The following is a 15,058-nucleotide window of genomic DNA, read 5'->3' on the forward strand; positions in this document are numbered from 1 at the left end:
GCACCCCAGGGAGAGGCCCCATGAGCAGGAGAATCAGCCCCACCGTGCGTAGGCGACGTCTGTCTGCCGTGCTTCGCCAGCTCCGGCGCGAGAAGGGGGCGACGCTGGAGGCCGTCACCGCTGACTTAGAGTGGTCGCGCGGGAGACTGGCTCACATGGAGGGGAACAAGTGGGTCAGACCTGATCTGGGTAACATCAGGCAGCTGTTGGACTATTACGAGGTTGAGGACACGGCGACACGGCAGGCCACTATCGACCTTGCTCGACAGTCCCGAGAACGTGGCTGGTGGACCAAGTTCAAGGATGTCTTCGTGCCCGACAGTCTGGTCGGGTTCGAGGAAGAGGCTTCTGTTGTCTCCACGTGGCAGCCCGTCGTCGTCCCCGGACTGCTCCAGACTGAGGGCTACGCGGCCGCCTCCATACGGGCCAGCCTGGCCACGCCGTCCGACGAAGTCACGCGCCAAGTTGAGGCTCGCATGGCCCGGCAAGACATTCTCGTGGGCGACCAGCCGCCGACAGTGTGGGCTGTGATCGATGAATCCGCCCTGCGCCGCATGCCAACGGAAGACGGTGTTGCAGCCGGGCAACTTCGGCACTTGATCGACGCAGCAGAGAACCCTGACAACGGAATCACTATCCAGGTACTTCCGTTTGCCGCCGGGCTTCATCCAGGTGTGTCAGGACCGTTCGTCATCTTGGACTTCCCCGACGAGATGGACGCACCGATTGTCTACCTCGAATCAAGGACAGAGGGGTTGTTCCTGGAGGAAACGGAGGAGGTTGGCGAGTACCGGCATGTGTTCGATCATCTCCAGGTCACAGCCCAGTCACACGCGGAGTCGATCCGCACCATGAAGAAGATCCACGACGCCCTGTAGAAAGCAGCCGACATGCATTCATCCACTCAGCTCACCTTCCGCAAGTCGAGCTACTCCAGCACCAATCGTGACTGTGTCGAGGTCGCCGACCTCCCCGGCGCCTCGGCTGTCCGTGACACCCAGAACCGCGATGCAGGGCACCTGACTTTCGCGTCTCAGGAGTGGGCCGCGATGCTGAGCACCGCGCGTACAGAACGGTAGCCGCGTAGCGGACAAGGGCCCCGGCCACACTTGAGTAGTTCTCGTGGCCGGGGTCTTCTCATCGGCCGGAATCACGGTATGCAGCGGACCCACGAGTTAGTTGCGGGTTCGGTTGTCCGGTGCTGGACAGGGGTTCGGGACGTTCTCCTCTGAGCAGTGGCCCGGATGTGGGCAGGACAGTGCATGAGTCAGTCCATGTCCCCACCCCCAGCGGAGGCCCACTCATGCATCCCCACTCCAACGAACTCACCTTCCGCAAGTCCTCCTACAGCCAGGGCCGCACTGAGAACTGCGTGGAGGTCGCCGACCTCCCCAGTGAGCACCTGGTTCGCGACACCCAGAACCGCGACTTGGGTGCTCTGGGGTTCGCCGGTCCGGAGTGGGCCGCCGCCCTCGGAGCCATCCGTACCGACCAGATGTAGACCCTGGCATCCAGCAGGCCCCGGCTGAACCGGCCGAGGCCTGTCTGTTGCGCTCGTCAGCCCAAGTGTCCGCAGCCAATGAGACCTACACGACGCATGGGGCGCAGAAGTGGGCAGGACTGTGTGAGTCAGCCAAGTTCCCACCCTCGGCGGAGGTCCCACACATGCGTCCCCACACCACCGAACTCACCTTCCGCAAGTCCAGCTACTCCGCCACGAGCAACGCCAACTGTGTGGAGGTCGCCGACCTCACCCACGGCTCCGCTGTGCGCGACTCCCAGAACCGGGATCTCGGCACGTTGGGGTTCGCCGGGCCCGAGTGGTCCGCTGTCCTTGGCGCCATCCGCGCCGACCAGTAGACCCCTGGGAAGCAAACAGGCCCTCCGCTCTGACCGGGGGGCCTGTTGCACCTGAGCGCTCTGTTACAGAGCGTCCTCCGTCGTACGAGCACAGCGCTCCTCGTGATGCGTCACCTTCGGCTCCTGGGGACGTTTTCCTCTAAGCGCGGGTCCCGTTTTCGGGAAGGACTCTGTTTGTGGCAGTGTCCCCACCCCCACCGGAGGTTTCCCAGTGAACACACCAGGCGCAGACTCGGTGCACAAGGCACCTACAGGACCCGTAGACCCACGTCCTCGTGTGTTGGTGCAGAGGGCACTGCCAACCCCTCCGAGCACACGAGGGTCCAAGAGCCTCTATCTCACCGAAGCCCAGCAGCAAGGTCTGACGCCGAAGCGGAAGATGCTGTTCGTGGGACAGGAGCCCGCGAACGAGCATGTCGCCCTGGGCCTTCGGGTGGAGCCCGGTGCCCAGGTGATCGCGAGGCGGAAGATGTTCTGGGCCAACGAGGTGCCTGTCAGGATCTCGACCTCCTACTTCCGGGTAGACGTCGGTGAGAACACCCGTCTGGACGGAGAGGGTTTCGTTCTTCCCACACTCCAGGCTGCCATCGAGGACCTGGGGCACGAGTTCGGACATGCTTCGGAGACGTTGACGGCTCGGCCGCCCACACCCTACGAGGCTGATCTCTTGGATATCCCTGGTGAGTGGGTGGTGCAGGTACTCCGCATTAGTTACTCGACCAAGGACGTGCCGATCCACGCGCTGGAGACGATCTGCGCCGCGACCCGACACACCTTCCCCATCGGCCAGGCAGTGGGTGCCGACCAGTTCTGAGTCTTACGAGAAACAGCCCCGACCTGCGTGGTCGGGGCTCGCTCTACGTCCTGACAGAGTTCCCAAAGCCCACTTCGCCCTGCGGCTCTGCGGGCAGGAAGCAGACTCAGCTGTCCGGTGCTGGACAGGGGTTCGGGACGTTCTCCTCTGAGCAGTGGCCCGGAAGTGGGCAGGACAGTGCATGAAGCAGTCCGTGTCCCACCCCCAGCGGAGGTCCCACACATGCACCCCCATCCCACTGAACTTCTCTTCCGTAAGTCCTCTTACAGCCAGCCGACCGGTAACTGTGTGGAGGTCGCCGACCTCCCCAACAGTGCCGCTGTCCGTGACACTCAGAACCGTGGGCACGGTCATCTTCTGTTCAGCGCGACTGAGTGGCGGGCGGCACTGAGCACGGTTCGACGGCGCTAGAAGGGTTTCCATGGAAGAGCAGACGGACCTGCGGACTCTCGACTACCTGTACGAGGCGGGGTTGCTCAAGCGGTACAAGCGCACGGGGTGGGTGATCGTTGGTGTTCCCGCTCCTGAGTCGATCGCCGACCATTCGCACCGCGCGGCACTCGTCGCGGCCGTGATCGCGGAGCTGGAGGGCGCGAACCCGGAGCGTGCCGCGTTCCTCGCCCTGTTCCATGACACCCAGGAGACACGACTGACGGACATCCCCTACATCGGCAAGCGGTACCTGAAGGCGTCCCAGAACAGCGAGGTGACCGCCGATCAGACGGCCGGAATGTCGCAGGGTCTGGCACGGCTCATCGTCGGTGCGGAAACGGAGTACGAGGCCAGGGAGTCCGCCGAGGCCCGGTGTGCGAAGGACGCAGACAAGCTCGAATGCCTTCTCCAGGCGCTGGAGTACCGGGAGCAGGGCACGGACACCCAGGCGTGGATCGATACTTCGTTGGCGTCGTTGCGGACCGACTCCGCGCAACGCCTCGCGAAGCTCGCGCTGGACAGGTCGCCCCTGGCATGGATGCACGAGGCCAGGGACTCGAAACCGCCGAAGTAGATGTCACCCACCCTCATCGGAGGTCCCACCCATGCACCCCCACACCACCGAACTCACCTTCCGCAAGTCGAGCTACAGCAGCTCCCATGGGCAGAACTGCGTCGAGGTCGCCGAATTGCCCGGGGTGTCCGCCGTACGTGACACCCAGAATCGCGATGCCGGGCACCTTGAGTTCCCGACCGCAGAGTGGACGGCGCTCTTGCGTGCTTCCACCAAGTAGCTGAACACCGCGAAGGCCTCAGGTCATGCGTGCTGGGGGTCTTCGCCGTGCTTTTCCTGAAAGTGCGCGCACTGTAATCCCCCGGCCCGTACGGGGGAGCAGGTTCGGTTGTCCGGTGCTGGACAGGGGTTCGGGACGTTCTCCTCTGAGCAGTGGCCCGGATGTGGGCAGGACAGTGCATGAAGCAGCCCGTGTTCCCACCCCCGGCGGAGGCCTACTCATGCACCCCCAGCCCACTGAACTTCTCTTCCGTAAGTCCTCTTACAGCCAGATCCAGTCGCAGAACTGCGTCGAGGTCGCTGACCTGCCCGGGGTGTCCGCTGTACGTGACACCCAGAACCGCGAAGCCGGGCACCTTGAGTTCCCGACCGGAGAGTGGACCGCGCTCCTGCGCGCCTCCACCAAGTAGCCGAACACGGCGAAGATCAGCGCTACGTCAAGGAACTCGGACGACTCATGAGCAACCGACCTGCCGACCTCGACCAGCGCCCCCGTGCGCACGAGATGGGCATCTACAAGAGGTACTTCGACCTGATCACCTCGGGCGAGAAGACAACCGAGATCAGGGTCAACGACTCATCCCGCAAGCGGCTCAAGGAGGGCGACCTGTTGCGGTTCAAGTGCCGCGACGAGGAAGTGCTCACGCGGATCACCCGGATCGCCCGCTACCGGGACTTCGATGAGATGTTCGACCACGAACCCGTTTCGTCGGTGAACCCGACCGCGTCCAAGGCTGATCAGCTCCGCAACATCCGGGAGATCTACCCGGCCGAGCGCGAAGCGCTGGGTGTGGTTGCGATCGGCATCGAACTCGTGCGGGACTGCTGAGTTCGCTGTCCCCATAGGCAACGCGAGGGCCCCTGCCCTTGAGCTTGGATTCTCGTGGCCGGGGCCTTCTCCTCGGCTCACCAGCATCCGCACGCGGTGGACCTAGGGGTGAACAGTGGGTTCGACTATCCCCTGCTGGGCACAAGTTCAGGGCGTTCTCCTCCAAGCGGTGGGCAGGACAGAGCATGAATCAGTCCGTACCCCCACCCCCAGCGGAGGCCCCACCCATGCACCCCCACATCACCGAACTCACCTTCCGCACGTCCTCCTACACGCAGCAACAGAACTGCGTGGAGGTCGCCGACATCCCCGGCGCCTCGGCTGTCCGTGACACCCAGAACCGTGAGCACGGTCATCTTCTGTTCAGCGCGACGGAGTGGCAGGCGGCGCTGAGCACGATTACCCGGAGCGTGTAGCTGGCCGAGCGGAGGGGCCAGCGAGGAGATCCGCTGGTCCCTCTCTGTAGCTCGATGCCCCATGACCGCCGTATATCTGAGCCACAGGCCAAGAGCGGGTTCGGATGTCCACCGTCGGACACGATTCGGGACTTCTCCTCAGAGCAGTGGGCAGGACAGTGCATGAAGCAGCCCGTGTTCCCACCCCCGGCGGAGGCCTACTCATGCATCCCCAGCCCACTGAACTTCTCTTCCGTAAGTCCTCTTACAGCCAGGCGACCGGTAACTGCGTCGAGGTCGCCGACCTCCCCGGCGCCTCGGCGGTCCGCGACACCCAGCACCGAGACCAGGGGCACATCCTGTTCCCCGGCCGTGAGTGGGTGGCCCTGCTCTCCACCGCTCGCGCCGAGTCGTAACCCCGAGAAGCCATGTGACCCCCTGGACGCCCCCAGGGGGCCACATGTGCCCGAGACCAGGCGGGGATGGACCTCACCAGCGGCCGCGCGGTCCCGGCTTGTTGACGCCCCGTCGAGCACGGGGGCGGGGCCGAGTCCGGGGGACAGGGATATCCCACCGGCCCCGTCGCGTCCGGACGGAATGAATCCCCGGTACGGCTCCTTGTCAACGGACATGAAGGCCATAGCACTACAGCAGTACGGTTCCGCCGACGACCTGTCCCTCGTGGACCTGCCCGATCCCAAGGTGGCACCCGGGGAGGTCCTGATCCGCGTCCGCGCGGCCGGGGTGAACCCCGTGGACTGGAAGCTCGCGGCAGGCGGGCTCGACCCGGTGATGGAGGCGGCGTTCCCGCTGATCCCGGGCTGGGACGTCGCGGGCGTGGTCGAGGCGGTCGGCTTCGACGCGGGGGAGTACGCGGTCGGCGACGAGGTCTACGGCTACGTCCGCAAGGACTGGGCGCGCAACGGCTCCTACGCCGAGCTGGTCTCCGCGAGCGTCCGACTGATCGCCCCCAAGCCCGCCTCGCTGAGCTGGCAGGAGGCCGCCGGGGTACCCCTCGCGGGCCTGACGGCGCTCCAGTCCCTCCAGCGCGTCGCCGTGGGCGCCGGTGACACGGTGCTGGTGCACGCGGCGGCTGGCGGCGTGGGCGCGTTCGGCGTGCAGATCGCCGTCGACCGGGGCGCGCGGGTCATCGGCACCGCCAGTGAGCGCAACCACGAGTACCTGCGGGAACTGGGCGCGGAACCGGTCACCTACGGGGACGGGCTGGCCGAGCGGGTGCGGGAACTGGCGCCAGGGGGCGTGGACGCGGTCCTCGACTTCGTGGGCGGCGGGGTGGCCGAGCTGCCGGTCACCGACCGGCCCGACCGGGTCGTGTCGATCGCCGACCCGGGGGTGCTCGCCCTCGGCGGCCAGTACGTGTGGGTGCGGCCCGACCACGACGACCTGGTCGAACTCGCCGGTCTGGCCGACCGGGGCGCTCTGAGCGTGCACGTCGACCGGGAGTTCCCGTTGGCGGAGGCGGCCGAGGCCTGGCGCCTCAACCAGACCGGCCGGACCCGGGGCAAGATCGTCCTCGTCCCCTGACCTCACACGGAAGGGGCGGGGGCGGGCCGGTGATCCGGTCCGCCCCCGCCCGCGTCGGACCCGTCGGGTCGGCCGCGCCCGCCTACCTGGGCCTGCGGCGGAAGTCGTCGAGGTCGGCGTTGGCGCCGGTGTCCGGGTCCACGATGACCTCCTGCCCGGCAGCGATCCCGTCCACGACCAGGTCGGCGTCGACGGGGACGGTGCGCTTGACCAGGCCGAGGGCGATCGGGCCCAGCTCGTGGTGGCGGGACGAGGTCCCCACCCGGCCCACCTTGCGCCCGTCCAACTCGATGTCGCTGCCGAGCTTGGGGAGCCTCTCGACGGTCCCGTCCAGGTGCAGCATCACCAGTCGGCGGGGCGGACGGCCCAGGTTGTGCACCCGCGCCACGGTCTCCTGACCGGGGTAGCACCCCTTCTCCAGGTGCACGGCGGAGCCGATCCAGTCCATCTCGTGCGGAATGGAGCGCTCGTCCGAGTCCAGACCGGGGCGCGCCCGGTGCGCGGCGATCCGGTGGGCCTCGTAGGGCCACATCCCCGCGGGTCGGGCCCCGGCGGCGGTGAGCTTCTCCGCGACCGCGACGAGGTCGCCGGAGGGCACGAACAGGTCGGTCTCGTCCTCGGTCTCGCGCCGTGCCACGCCCTCGGCCGCGTCGGCGACCCGGGCGCGCTCCGGGCCCAGCACGGTCAGCACGGAGATCGCCTCGGAGAGGTCCTCGACCTCCACGCGCAGCATGAACACCATGGAGTCCAGGAACTCGGCGAGGCCCGCGCCGCCGCCGGGCTCGGTGTGCACCCAGGTGGTCTCGCCGTCGTCCACGAGGGACAGATGGTGGCGCAGGTGCCCCCGGGTGTCCAGGACCAGGGCCTCGGTGGCGGTTCCGGGGGCCAGGTCCCGGGTCAGCTGACTGGTGATGTCGTTGAGCCAGCCCAGGCGGTCGGGTCCGGTCACGCGCACCACGCCCCGGTTGCTCCGGTCGACCCAGGCGCTGGAGCGCTCCATCGCGCGGGCCTCGTGGGAGGGGTCGCCGTAGTGCGCGGCGACGTCGGAGTCGGGGCTGTCGGCGCTCACGGCACCCGGTGTGGTCAGCAGCGGCGAAGTCATGGAACCGAGGTTATCCGGCCCGCCGAACTCCCGTGAGGACCGCGCGTGAGCAGGCGCGACGCCGCCCGGAAAAACATTTGCCCCACCGTGGCCGGGGGACGTACCTTCGAGGCACGCAGGAAAGGAGGTGGTCCGAGAAATGATTCACTCGAGGACTGGCGAGGTGGCCGTCCGCTAGGGCGACGCCGAGCATTCGCTCGACGTCGTTCGTGCGAATCCCTGACGGACACCCGAACCCCGGGCTGCCGGACCTGGTCCGACCGGCCCCGCACACGCGGGACAGAGCCCGGGGTTCGCCCCTTCCCTCCTCCGACCCTCCCGGTCGGAGTAAGGCGAACCGCGCCCGTGTGCGGCTAGTTGCCGCCCGCCTTCTTGAGCTGCGCCGACATGTACGAGCGCAGGTCGTGCCCGCGCGCGGCCAGGTCCCAGGCGTAGCCGAGGGTGTCCCGGTCCTCGCCGAACAGTCCGTAGAGGCGGTGCGAGGCCTGGACCTCCAGGCCGGTGATGGTGTGCATCACCGCGTTGGTGGCCATCTCCACCCGGTTCGCGAACACGTTGCCCAGGTAGGACTCGATGAAGCCCTCGTTGTGGGCGACCAGGATCTCCAGGTGGATGATGTTCTTCTCGTCGTCCTTGGCGTACTGGGCGGTGTCCTCCTCGGACAGGGCGCGCCAGTAGCCGGACTCCTCCGTGATGAGCTCACCGAGCGTGCCGTCGGCCTTCATCCGCCAGGCACGGCTCCGGTAGTCCAGGTACGGGGCTCCGTCCCTGACGGCGAACTCGACCTCCTGCCCGAACTGGAGCTCTTCCTCGTCGGCGTATCCGGCGACGCCGACGCCCTCCCAGCGTCCGAACAGGAACGACAGTTTCTCCAGATCGGGGTGTACCTCAGCGTCCATAACCAACGAGCCTAGCGGCGCCCCGAACCTCTCCGTGACGCCCCGCCGCGGGTGCGTTCCGTGCCATCGGGGAGCCTTGGACTGGACATGCCCAATTGGCCCCGCTTTCCTGGAGAACTGGTAAAGATTGTCAACAGACGCGGTGTGTCCTTGGGGCTCGGCGCCCGCAGTCGTCCTTGACCTCCGACGCGCTTACTAAGGGGCTGCCTGTGTTCATGGTGATCGGTGTGGCGCTGCTCGCCGTCGCGGTGGTCCTGCTGCCGCTGACCGTCGTGGGGCTGCGCCGCTGGTTGCGCCAGCGCGGGCTGGCCCAGCTCCTCCCGAGCGCCCTCGTGCCGCTGAAGGGCCAGAGGGTGACGCTCACCGGCGTGGCCGCCCCCGGCCCCTCCGGCCCCATCGAGTCCGGGCTCGCGGGCTCGGAGTGCGTCTGGCACGGTCACGAGGTGCTCCGGCACTACCGCCCGCTCGTCCGCGACCGGGCCGAGGGCGCGGTGACCGAGCGCGCCTGCGACTCCATCGCCGACTACGGCTCGGAGGAACTGTTCGGGCTGGTCGCCGAGGGGCGTACCGGCGATTCCGAACGCGTCTACGTCGACCCCTCCGGCGCGGAGCCGCGCGACCCGGAGCTGTGCCTCAAGCGCCTGGTCGGCCGCCCCCAGCCCGGGGTCCCCGCCGCCGCCGACGACCTGCTGCCGAGGGTGCGGGGCCGTATCTCCGGTGTCTTCCGCGGCGAGACCATCGAGTTCGAGTACCGCGAGTGGATCATCCGCCAGGGCGCGCGCGTGCGCGTCACCGGCAACGTCGAGCTCCGTGACGGGCGCGTGGTGCTGGTCGCCTCCGAGGGTTCCCCGCTCACCGTCGAGCACGGCGTCGAGGAGGGCCCGGCCCGGGTCTCCCCCCGCCGCCGCGAGGCGGTCCTGCTCCTGACGGCCTTCGCCCTGTGCGCGATCGCGGGCACCGTCCTCACCGCCACCGCCTTCTGAGTAGGCTGGCCGCATGACTCGTTCCCTGGTGATCAAGGTCACGGCCGGTGAGGACTCCCCGGAACGCTGCAACCAGGCCCTCACGGTCGCGGCGACCGCCGTCGCGAGCGGCGCGGACGTCTCGCTCTGGCTGACCGGGGAGGCCTCCTGGTTCGCCCTCCCCGGCCGGGCCGAGCGGTTCGAGCTTCCGCACGCCGCACCGCTCCAGGACCTCCTCGCGGGTGTGCTCGCCGCCGGGAGCGTCACGGTGTGCACCCAGTGCGCCGCCCGCAGGGAGCTCTCGCAGGAGGACCTGATCGAGGGCGTGCGGATCGCGGGCGCGGCGACCTTCGTGGAGGAGACCCTCCGCGAGGGCGCCCAGGCGCTGGTCTACTGACCCGTCCGCCCGGGTCCGGCCCCGGACGACGGTGCCCGCGCCGCCTGACGGCGGCACGGGCACGGAACGGATCGGGTGACGGCTACTTCTTGCCCTGGTTGGCGACGGCCTCGATGGCGGCCTTGGCGGCCTCCGGGTCGAGGTAGGTGCCGCCCGGGTTGGTCGGCTGGAACGCGTCGTCCAGCTCGTACACCAGCGGGATGCCGGTGGGGATGTTCAGCCCCGCGATGTCGGCGTCGCTGATCCCGTCCAGGTGCTTGACCAGGGCGCGCAGCGAGTTGCCGTGCGCGGTGACCATGACGGTCCGGCCCGCGGCCAGGTCCGGGACGATGCTGTCGTACCAGTACGGAAGGGCGCGGTCCAGCACGTCCTTGAGGCACTCGGTGCGCGGCAGCAGCTCCGGCGGGAGCAGGCCGTAGCGGGCGTCCCCGGCCTGGGAGTAGGGGTCGTCGTCGGCGATGGGCGGCGGGGGCGTGTCGTAGGAGCGGCGCCAGACCATGAACTGGTCGTCGCCGTACTCCTCGCGGGTCTGTGCCTTGTCCTTGCCCTGGAGGGCGCCGTAGTGGCGCTCGTTGAGGCGCCAGGAGCGCTCGACCGGCAGCCAGTGCAGGTCGGCGGTCTCCAGCGCGAGGTTCGCGGTGCGGATCGCGCGCTTGAGCAAAGACGTGTGCAGCACGTCCGGGGTCACCCCGGCGGCCTTGAGGAGCTCGCCGCCCCGGCGCGCCTCCTCCTCGCCCTGCGCGGACAGGTCCACGTCCACCCAACCGGTGAACAGGCCCTTCGCGTTCCAGACACTCTCGCCGTGTCGAAGCAGTACCAGAGTTCCCATGGGGGCCAGCCTAGCGATTGCGCCCGGGGGGCCGCCCACGGCGGGGCCTACTGTTCGGCGGGCGGTTCCGCCAGGTGCGCGAAGGCCCGCAGATTGCGGGTGTCGTGGCCGCGCGAGGTCCGCCACTTCCACTCCTTGCGGATCGCCGTGGCGAAGCCCAGCTCCAGCGCGGTGTTGAAGTTCTCGTCCGAGTAGGTGAGCGCGCAGCCCAGCAGCCGGTCCACCTCGGCGGGGGTGACGCCGCCCAGCGGCAGCCGTCCCCGGACGTACACGTCGCCGACGTCGTCGGAGACGAACGCCATCCCGTACATGTCCGAGCTCCGCCGGGTCAGCCACTGGTAGAACGCGGCGTGGTTCTCGTCGGGCTGGCGGCAGAAGAACGAGGTGAGGGTGAGGCTGTGCGGTCCGGCCTCCAGCCACACCATGGTCCTCAGCTTGGCCGTGCCGGGGAGCGTCACCAGGAACGACCCCTCACGCGGGCGTTCGACCTCCAGGCCGGCCTCCGCGACGGCCTCGTCGATCGCCCTGATGGCGCCTTCGCGCTCGGTCTCCGCTGCCACGCCTTCGCCTCTCGTCACTGCGCTCCTCCTCGCTCCCGTGTCAGCGGGCCTGGGCCAGCCGCAGCCCGCGCGGGGCGAGGGTGTCCCGGTACGCGTCCAGGAGTTCGTCCACCGTCCGCGACCACCCCAGGGTGGCGGCGTGTCGGGGGCCCGCCTCGGCCAGCTTGGCACGCCAGGCCGGTTCGGTGATCATCCGGTGCAGTTCCGCCGCGTAGTGCCGGGGGTCGTGCCCGTCCACGAGCACCCCGGAGACACCGTCGGCGACCGCCGTGGTCAGCCCGCCGACCCGGGCGGCCAGCACCGGGGTGCCGCAGGCCTGCGACTCGACGGCCACCAGGCCGAACGACTCGGAGTAGGAGGGGACCACGGTCACGGTGGCGGCCCGGTAGTAGTCGGCCAGACGCTGTCGGTCCTGCGGCGGCTCGATCCGCACCGCGTCGGCGACGCCCAGCGAACGCGCGAGGTCGGTGAGCAGCCGCGGCTCGTGCCTGCCCCCGCCGGAGAGCCCGCCGACGATCCCGACCACCAGGCGGGAACGCAGTGAGGGGTCGTGTTCGAGCAGGTCGGCGGCGGCGCGGATGAGGACGTCCGGGGCCTTGAGTCTTTGCACGCGCCCCACGAACAACAGGAGTTCGGTGTCCCGGGGAAGGCCGATCCGCTCCAGCGCCCGCCCGCGCGAGCCCGGAGTGAAGGTGTCCAGGTCGACGCCGGGGGGGATCGTGCTGATCTGCTCCTGGCGGGCGTTGTAGAAGCCGGTGAGCTGGCGGGCCTCGTCGTCGGTGTTGGCGATGAGCCGGTCGGCCTGCCGGACCAGCTGGTCCTCGCCCCGCACCCGGGCCTCGGGTTCGGGGGTGTCGCCCTCGGCCAGGGCGGCGTTCTTGACACGGGCCATGGTGTGCATCGACTGCACCATCGGCACGCCCCAGCGGCGGGCCGCCATCACCCCGGCCCTGCCGGAGAGCCAGTAGTGGCCGTGGACGAGGTCGTAGTGGCCGGGGTCGCCCTGGGCCTCGGCGCGCAGCATCCCGAACACGAACGGACACAGGTGGTCGGCGAGGGTGTTCTTGTCGAGGTGGCCGTAGGGTCCGGCGGGCACGTGCCGCACGTTGACTCCCGGAGCCAGCTCGACGACCGGGGGCAGGTCGGCGCTGGTCGCGCGGGTGAACACGTCCACGGCCACGTCGCGCTCGGCCATGCGCCGGGCCACCTCGACCACGTACACGTTGAGCCCTCCGGCGTCGCCGGTCCCGGGCTGGTCCAACGGGGAGGTGTGGAGACTGACGGTCGCGATCCTCGAGGGAACCGCCGACTTCTCTCCCAGCGGCAGGGGTCCGGACACCGGGGGTTCCTCCGAGTCGTGTAGGAAACGAGCGTGCGAGCCGTAGTCGTCAACAGCGACGAAGGTACACACTGTTCCCCACCGGACCGTCCGAGGGGGCCGGGGTTGACCCGGCCGGGATCACCCTGTAGCGGTCCATCCCGAGACGAGGAAGTCCACGGTGTCGGGGAAGGTGGATGTCCAGGTCCCCATGTCGTGGCCGCCCCTCGGCCGGAGGGTGTCCACCGTCATACCGTGGTCGGTGAGCAGCGCCGAGAAGCGCTCGGCCTCCCCCTGGATGCTGCCCCGCTGGAGCGGGGTGTGGTCGGAGCGCCCCTCCACGAGCAGGAACCTGAGGTCGCGTACGTCGTCGGAGCCCAGCAGGAGGTCGGGGGAGTGCGGCGCGGTGTCCTCTCCGAAGGTCCCGTGCGGATCGTCCACGCGGTAGTACCCGGCCCATCCGACCACCTGGGAGTAGAGGTCGGGGTGGCGCAGCGCCAGGGCGGCCGCGCCGTAGCCGCCCATGGAGAAGCCGCCGATCGAGCGCAGCGACCGGGGTCGCGGGTGTTCCCCCTCGACGGCGGAGACGACGTCCTCGGTGACGAAGCTCTCCAGGGCGAAGCGGCCGTCGTGGGCGTCGCCCCACTCGGTGGTGGAGCCCCCGCTCTCCTGCCCGTACGGGGCGGCGACGACGAACTCCACGCCGGTACGGCACATCTGCCGGTCCAGCCGGGCACCCAGGCCCGCGTCCATCAGGGTGCGGTGGGTGGAGGCGGAACCGTGCAGCAGGTAGAGGACGGGAAGGTCGGTGCTGTCGGGGCCGGGCGGCCGCCGTATCCACACCGGGCGCCCTCCGTCGTCGGTGGCCCCGGTGTCCGGCAGGGTGACGACCTGGTCGCGCCCGGGCTCCTGGCACACCGCGACCTGCCCCGGGTGCGGGATGGGCGTGGGAGTGGGAAGCGGTTGCGGGGGGAACAGCGCGTGGCCGTGGGTCAGTTCCGGTTCGGGCGCGGCGAGGTGCTCTCCGATCCGTTCGACCAGGCGTTCCGGCGGTGTCGTGGCCAGGGACGTGGCGAGCAGGACGACGGCACAGGAGGAGACGAGCACTGCGGCGCGTCGGGGTAGTGAGACGAACACGTCGATGACCTCGGGGTCGGGGTCGGGGGCAACCGGGAACCGCGCACGCCGCGGCCGAGAACTGTCACCCACTGTAGTCGAATGTGTTCGATTCGCATGGAACGTGCCGGGTCGGCGGGCCCCGAGTCGGGGCCCCCGTCGGGAGGTCCCCGGGGCGCCCCGGATCAGACCGCGACGGGGTGCCGGAGTCGCAGTGCCTCGGGGTAGGGGCGCAGGTAGGTCTGCTCGGTCGCCCAGGTCACGCCCTCGGCCGAGCAGTGGTGCCGCAACAGCGCCACCGGCAGGCTGAGCGGGGCCTGCGTCTCCCGGTAGTCCTCGATCGCGGCCAGCAGGTCGTGCCTGCGGGCGTCGTCCAGCAGGGGGCTGATCATCCCGAAGACGTGCTGGAGCACGTTGGCGTGCCTGCCGCGACTGCCCTTGACGGCGAGCGCGCGGTGGAAGGCGTCGGTGTAGGAGGCCGCGACCTCCTCGGGGTCGCCGTCGCCCGCGCGCGCCACGATCCGGCCGGTCTCCCGGTAGCCGTCCGGGGAGTGCGCCATCAGCTGGAGCTTGTGCCGGGTGTGGAAGGCCACCAGGTCGCGCGGGCGCCATCCCTCCTCCAGCAGAGCGCGCAGCCGGGCGTGCGCGAACACCCGCTCCACGAAGTGCTCCCGCAGGACGGGGTCGGACAGACGGCCCTGCTCCTCGACCGGCAGGTGGGGGAGCAGCTCGGTCAGACGCGCGGCGAAGGCGCCCCGGCCCGTGCCGCGCTGGCGGTCGCCGTTCCCGTCGAAGACCGGCATCGCGTACAGGCCGCAGCTCGGCGACTTGTTCTTGAGGACGTAGCCGTCCACGCGGCGCAACTCGCGCAGGTGCCGGTCCGCGACCCGGGCGAGGTCGTCCGTGTGGTCGGCGCCGTCCTTGCTGGAGATCACCCGTTCCCCGCCGGGGGCGGCGGTCGGCCCCTCCTGGAGGCGCAGCGTGGGGCGGGGTATCCCGAGTCCGATCTCCGCCTCGGGGCAGACCGGGAGCCACGAGACGTGCCGGTCCAGTTCGTCGGTGAGGAACCTGAAGCGCGAGTGTCCGCCGTTGTAGCGCACGGGCGCCCCGATGAGGCAGCTGGAGACACCGACGACCGGACGGCTGGGCGGGTTCATGTGAGGGGCTCTACCCCGTGGGGCGTCAGGTAATCACCACTGAACACTCC

At 69.4% G+C, this 15,058-nt stretch carries 22 protein-coding genes; 15 read left to right on the forward strand and 7 right to left on the reverse strand.

Annotated features, from left to right (window positions below; all coding sequences use genetic code 11):
* Window positions 1-20 precede the first annotated feature (20 nt).
* The 13 genes from ABZ635_RS00525 (at window position 21) to ABZ635_RS00585 (ending at window position 6,668) form a co-directional block, all read left to right on the forward strand.
* A complete protein-coding gene (locus tag ABZ635_RS00525) occupies window positions 21-878 on the forward strand; it encodes a helix-turn-helix transcriptional regulator (RefSeq protein WP_357756669.1) in 858 nt (285 codons plus the stop codon).
* Between the two features lie 12 nt (window positions 879-890).
* Window positions 891-1,079 carry a DUF397 domain-containing protein gene (locus tag ABZ635_RS00530; RefSeq protein ID WP_357756672.1) on the forward strand — a complete coding sequence of 63 codons (189 nt, stop codon included), beginning with the start codon at window positions 891-893 and terminating at the stop codon, window positions 1,077-1,079.
* Between the two features lie 224 nt (window positions 1,080-1,303).
* Window positions 1,304-1,501, forward strand: a complete 198-nt coding sequence (locus ABZ635_RS00535) for a DUF397 domain-containing protein (RefSeq protein ID WP_357756674.1) — start codon at window positions 1,304-1,306, stop codon at window positions 1,499-1,501.
* A gap of 164 nt (window positions 1,502-1,665) precedes the next feature.
* A complete protein-coding gene (locus ABZ635_RS00540) occupies window positions 1,666-1,860 on the forward strand; it encodes a DUF397 domain-containing protein (RefSeq protein WP_357756676.1) in 195 nt (64 codons plus the stop codon).
* A 283-nt stretch (window positions 1,861-2,143) separates the two neighbouring features.
* Entirely contained in the window at window positions 2,144-2,674 is a 531-nt protein-coding gene (locus ABZ635_RS00545) for a UTRA domain-containing protein (RefSeq protein ID WP_357756679.1), read from the forward strand.
* Between the two features lie 222 nt (window positions 2,675-2,896).
* The gene (locus ABZ635_RS00550) at window positions 2,897-3,085 is read left to right on the forward strand and encodes a DUF397 domain-containing protein (protein WP_357756682.1); all 189 of its coding nucleotides are present in this window, start codon (window positions 2,897-2,899) and stop codon (window positions 3,083-3,085) included.
* Window positions 3,086-3,095: 10 nt separating this feature from the next.
* Complete coding sequence (locus ABZ635_RS00555) at window positions 3,096-3,680, forward strand: HD domain-containing protein (RefSeq protein ID WP_357756685.1); 585 nt, start codon at window positions 3,096-3,098, stop codon at window positions 3,678-3,680.
* A gap of 31 nt (window positions 3,681-3,711) precedes the next feature.
* Entirely contained in the window at window positions 3,712-3,900 is a 189-nt protein-coding gene (locus tag ABZ635_RS00560) for a DUF397 domain-containing protein (RefSeq protein ID WP_357756688.1), read from the forward strand.
* Between the two features lie 220 nt (window positions 3,901-4,120).
* Window positions 4,121-4,309, forward strand: a complete 189-nt coding sequence (locus ABZ635_RS00565; protein ID WP_357756690.1) for a DUF397 domain-containing protein — start codon at window positions 4,121-4,123, stop codon at window positions 4,307-4,309.
* A 47-nt stretch (window positions 4,310-4,356) separates the two neighbouring features.
* The gene (locus ABZ635_RS00570; RefSeq protein WP_357756692.1) at window positions 4,357-4,728 is read left to right on the forward strand and encodes an ASCH domain-containing protein; all 372 of its coding nucleotides are present in this window, start codon (window positions 4,357-4,359) and stop codon (window positions 4,726-4,728) included.
* Window positions 4,729-4,955: 227 nt separating this feature from the next.
* On the forward strand, window positions 4,956-5,144 hold the full coding sequence (locus tag ABZ635_RS00575; RefSeq protein ID WP_357756694.1) for a DUF397 domain-containing protein: 189 nt from the start codon (window positions 4,956-4,958) through the stop codon (window positions 5,142-5,144).
* Between the two features lie 203 nt (window positions 5,145-5,347).
* Complete coding sequence (locus ABZ635_RS00580) at window positions 5,348-5,539, forward strand: DUF397 domain-containing protein (protein WP_357756696.1); 192 nt, start codon at window positions 5,348-5,350, stop codon at window positions 5,537-5,539.
* A 214-nt stretch (window positions 5,540-5,753) separates the two neighbouring features.
* Window positions 5,754-6,668, forward strand: a complete 915-nt coding sequence (locus ABZ635_RS00585; protein ID WP_357756699.1) for an NADP-dependent oxidoreductase — start codon at window positions 5,754-5,756, stop codon at window positions 6,666-6,668.
* A gap of 82 nt (window positions 6,669-6,750) precedes the next feature.
* Here ABZ635_RS00585 and ABZ635_RS00590 read toward each other — a convergent pair whose 3' ends face one another.
* A complete protein-coding gene (locus ABZ635_RS00590; protein ID WP_357756702.1) occupies window positions 6,751-7,770 on the reverse strand; it encodes a folate-binding protein in 1,020 nt (339 codons plus the stop codon).
* Window positions 7,771-8,123: 353 nt separating this feature from the next.
* Complete coding sequence (locus ABZ635_RS00595; RefSeq protein WP_357756705.1) at window positions 8,124-8,669, reverse strand: FABP family protein; 546 nt, start codon at window positions 8,667-8,669, stop codon at window positions 8,124-8,126.
* A 215-nt stretch (window positions 8,670-8,884) separates the two neighbouring features.
* On the opposite strand from ABZ635_RS00595, the gene ABZ635_RS00600 reads away from it, so the two are divergent.
* Complete coding sequence (locus ABZ635_RS00600; RefSeq protein ID WP_357756914.1) at window positions 8,885-9,652, forward strand: hypothetical protein; 768 nt, start codon at window positions 8,885-8,887, stop codon at window positions 9,650-9,652.
* Window positions 9,653-9,665: 13 nt separating this feature from the next.
* Window positions 9,666-10,028, forward strand: a complete 363-nt coding sequence (locus ABZ635_RS00605) for a DsrE family protein (RefSeq protein ID WP_357756707.1) — start codon at window positions 9,666-9,668, stop codon at window positions 10,026-10,028.
* Between the two features lie 82 nt (window positions 10,029-10,110).
* Here ABZ635_RS00605 and ABZ635_RS00610 read toward each other — a convergent pair whose 3' ends face one another.
* The 5 genes from ABZ635_RS00610 to ABZ635_RS00630 all read right to left on the reverse strand — a co-directional run bounded on the left by ABZ635_RS00610 (window position 10,111) and on the right by ABZ635_RS00630 (window position 15,008).
* Window positions 10,111-10,857 (reverse strand): phosphoglyceromutase, encoded by a 747-nt coding sequence (locus ABZ635_RS00610; protein ID WP_357756710.1) that lies wholly within the window; start codon window positions 10,855-10,857, stop codon window positions 10,111-10,113.
* A gap of 47 nt (window positions 10,858-10,904) precedes the next feature.
* A complete protein-coding gene (locus tag ABZ635_RS00615) occupies window positions 10,905-11,417 on the reverse strand; it encodes a YbjN domain-containing protein (RefSeq protein ID WP_357756712.1) in 513 nt (170 codons plus the stop codon).
* 40 nt (window positions 11,418-11,457) lie between these two features.
* Entirely contained in the window at window positions 11,458-12,756 is a 1,299-nt protein-coding gene (gene mshA, locus ABZ635_RS00620; protein ID WP_357756715.1) for a D-inositol-3-phosphate glycosyltransferase, read from the reverse strand.
* Between the two features lie 120 nt (window positions 12,757-12,876).
* On the reverse strand, window positions 12,877-13,872 hold the full coding sequence (locus ABZ635_RS00625) for an alpha/beta hydrolase-fold protein (protein WP_357756917.1): 996 nt from the start codon (window positions 13,870-13,872) through the stop codon (window positions 12,877-12,879).
* 164 nt (window positions 13,873-14,036) lie between these two features.
* Window positions 14,037-15,008, reverse strand: coding sequence for a DUF523 and DUF1722 domain-containing protein (locus ABZ635_RS00630; RefSeq protein WP_357756718.1), 972 nt, complete (start codon window positions 15,006-15,008; stop codon window positions 14,037-14,039).
* Window positions 15,009-15,058 lie beyond the last annotated feature (50 nt).

The organism is Nocardiopsis sp. NPDC007018 (genome assembly GCF_040635075.1).
In the GTDB taxonomy this organism is placed as follows: Bacteria; Actinomycetota; Actinomycetes; order Streptosporangiales; family Streptosporangiaceae; genus Nocardiopsis.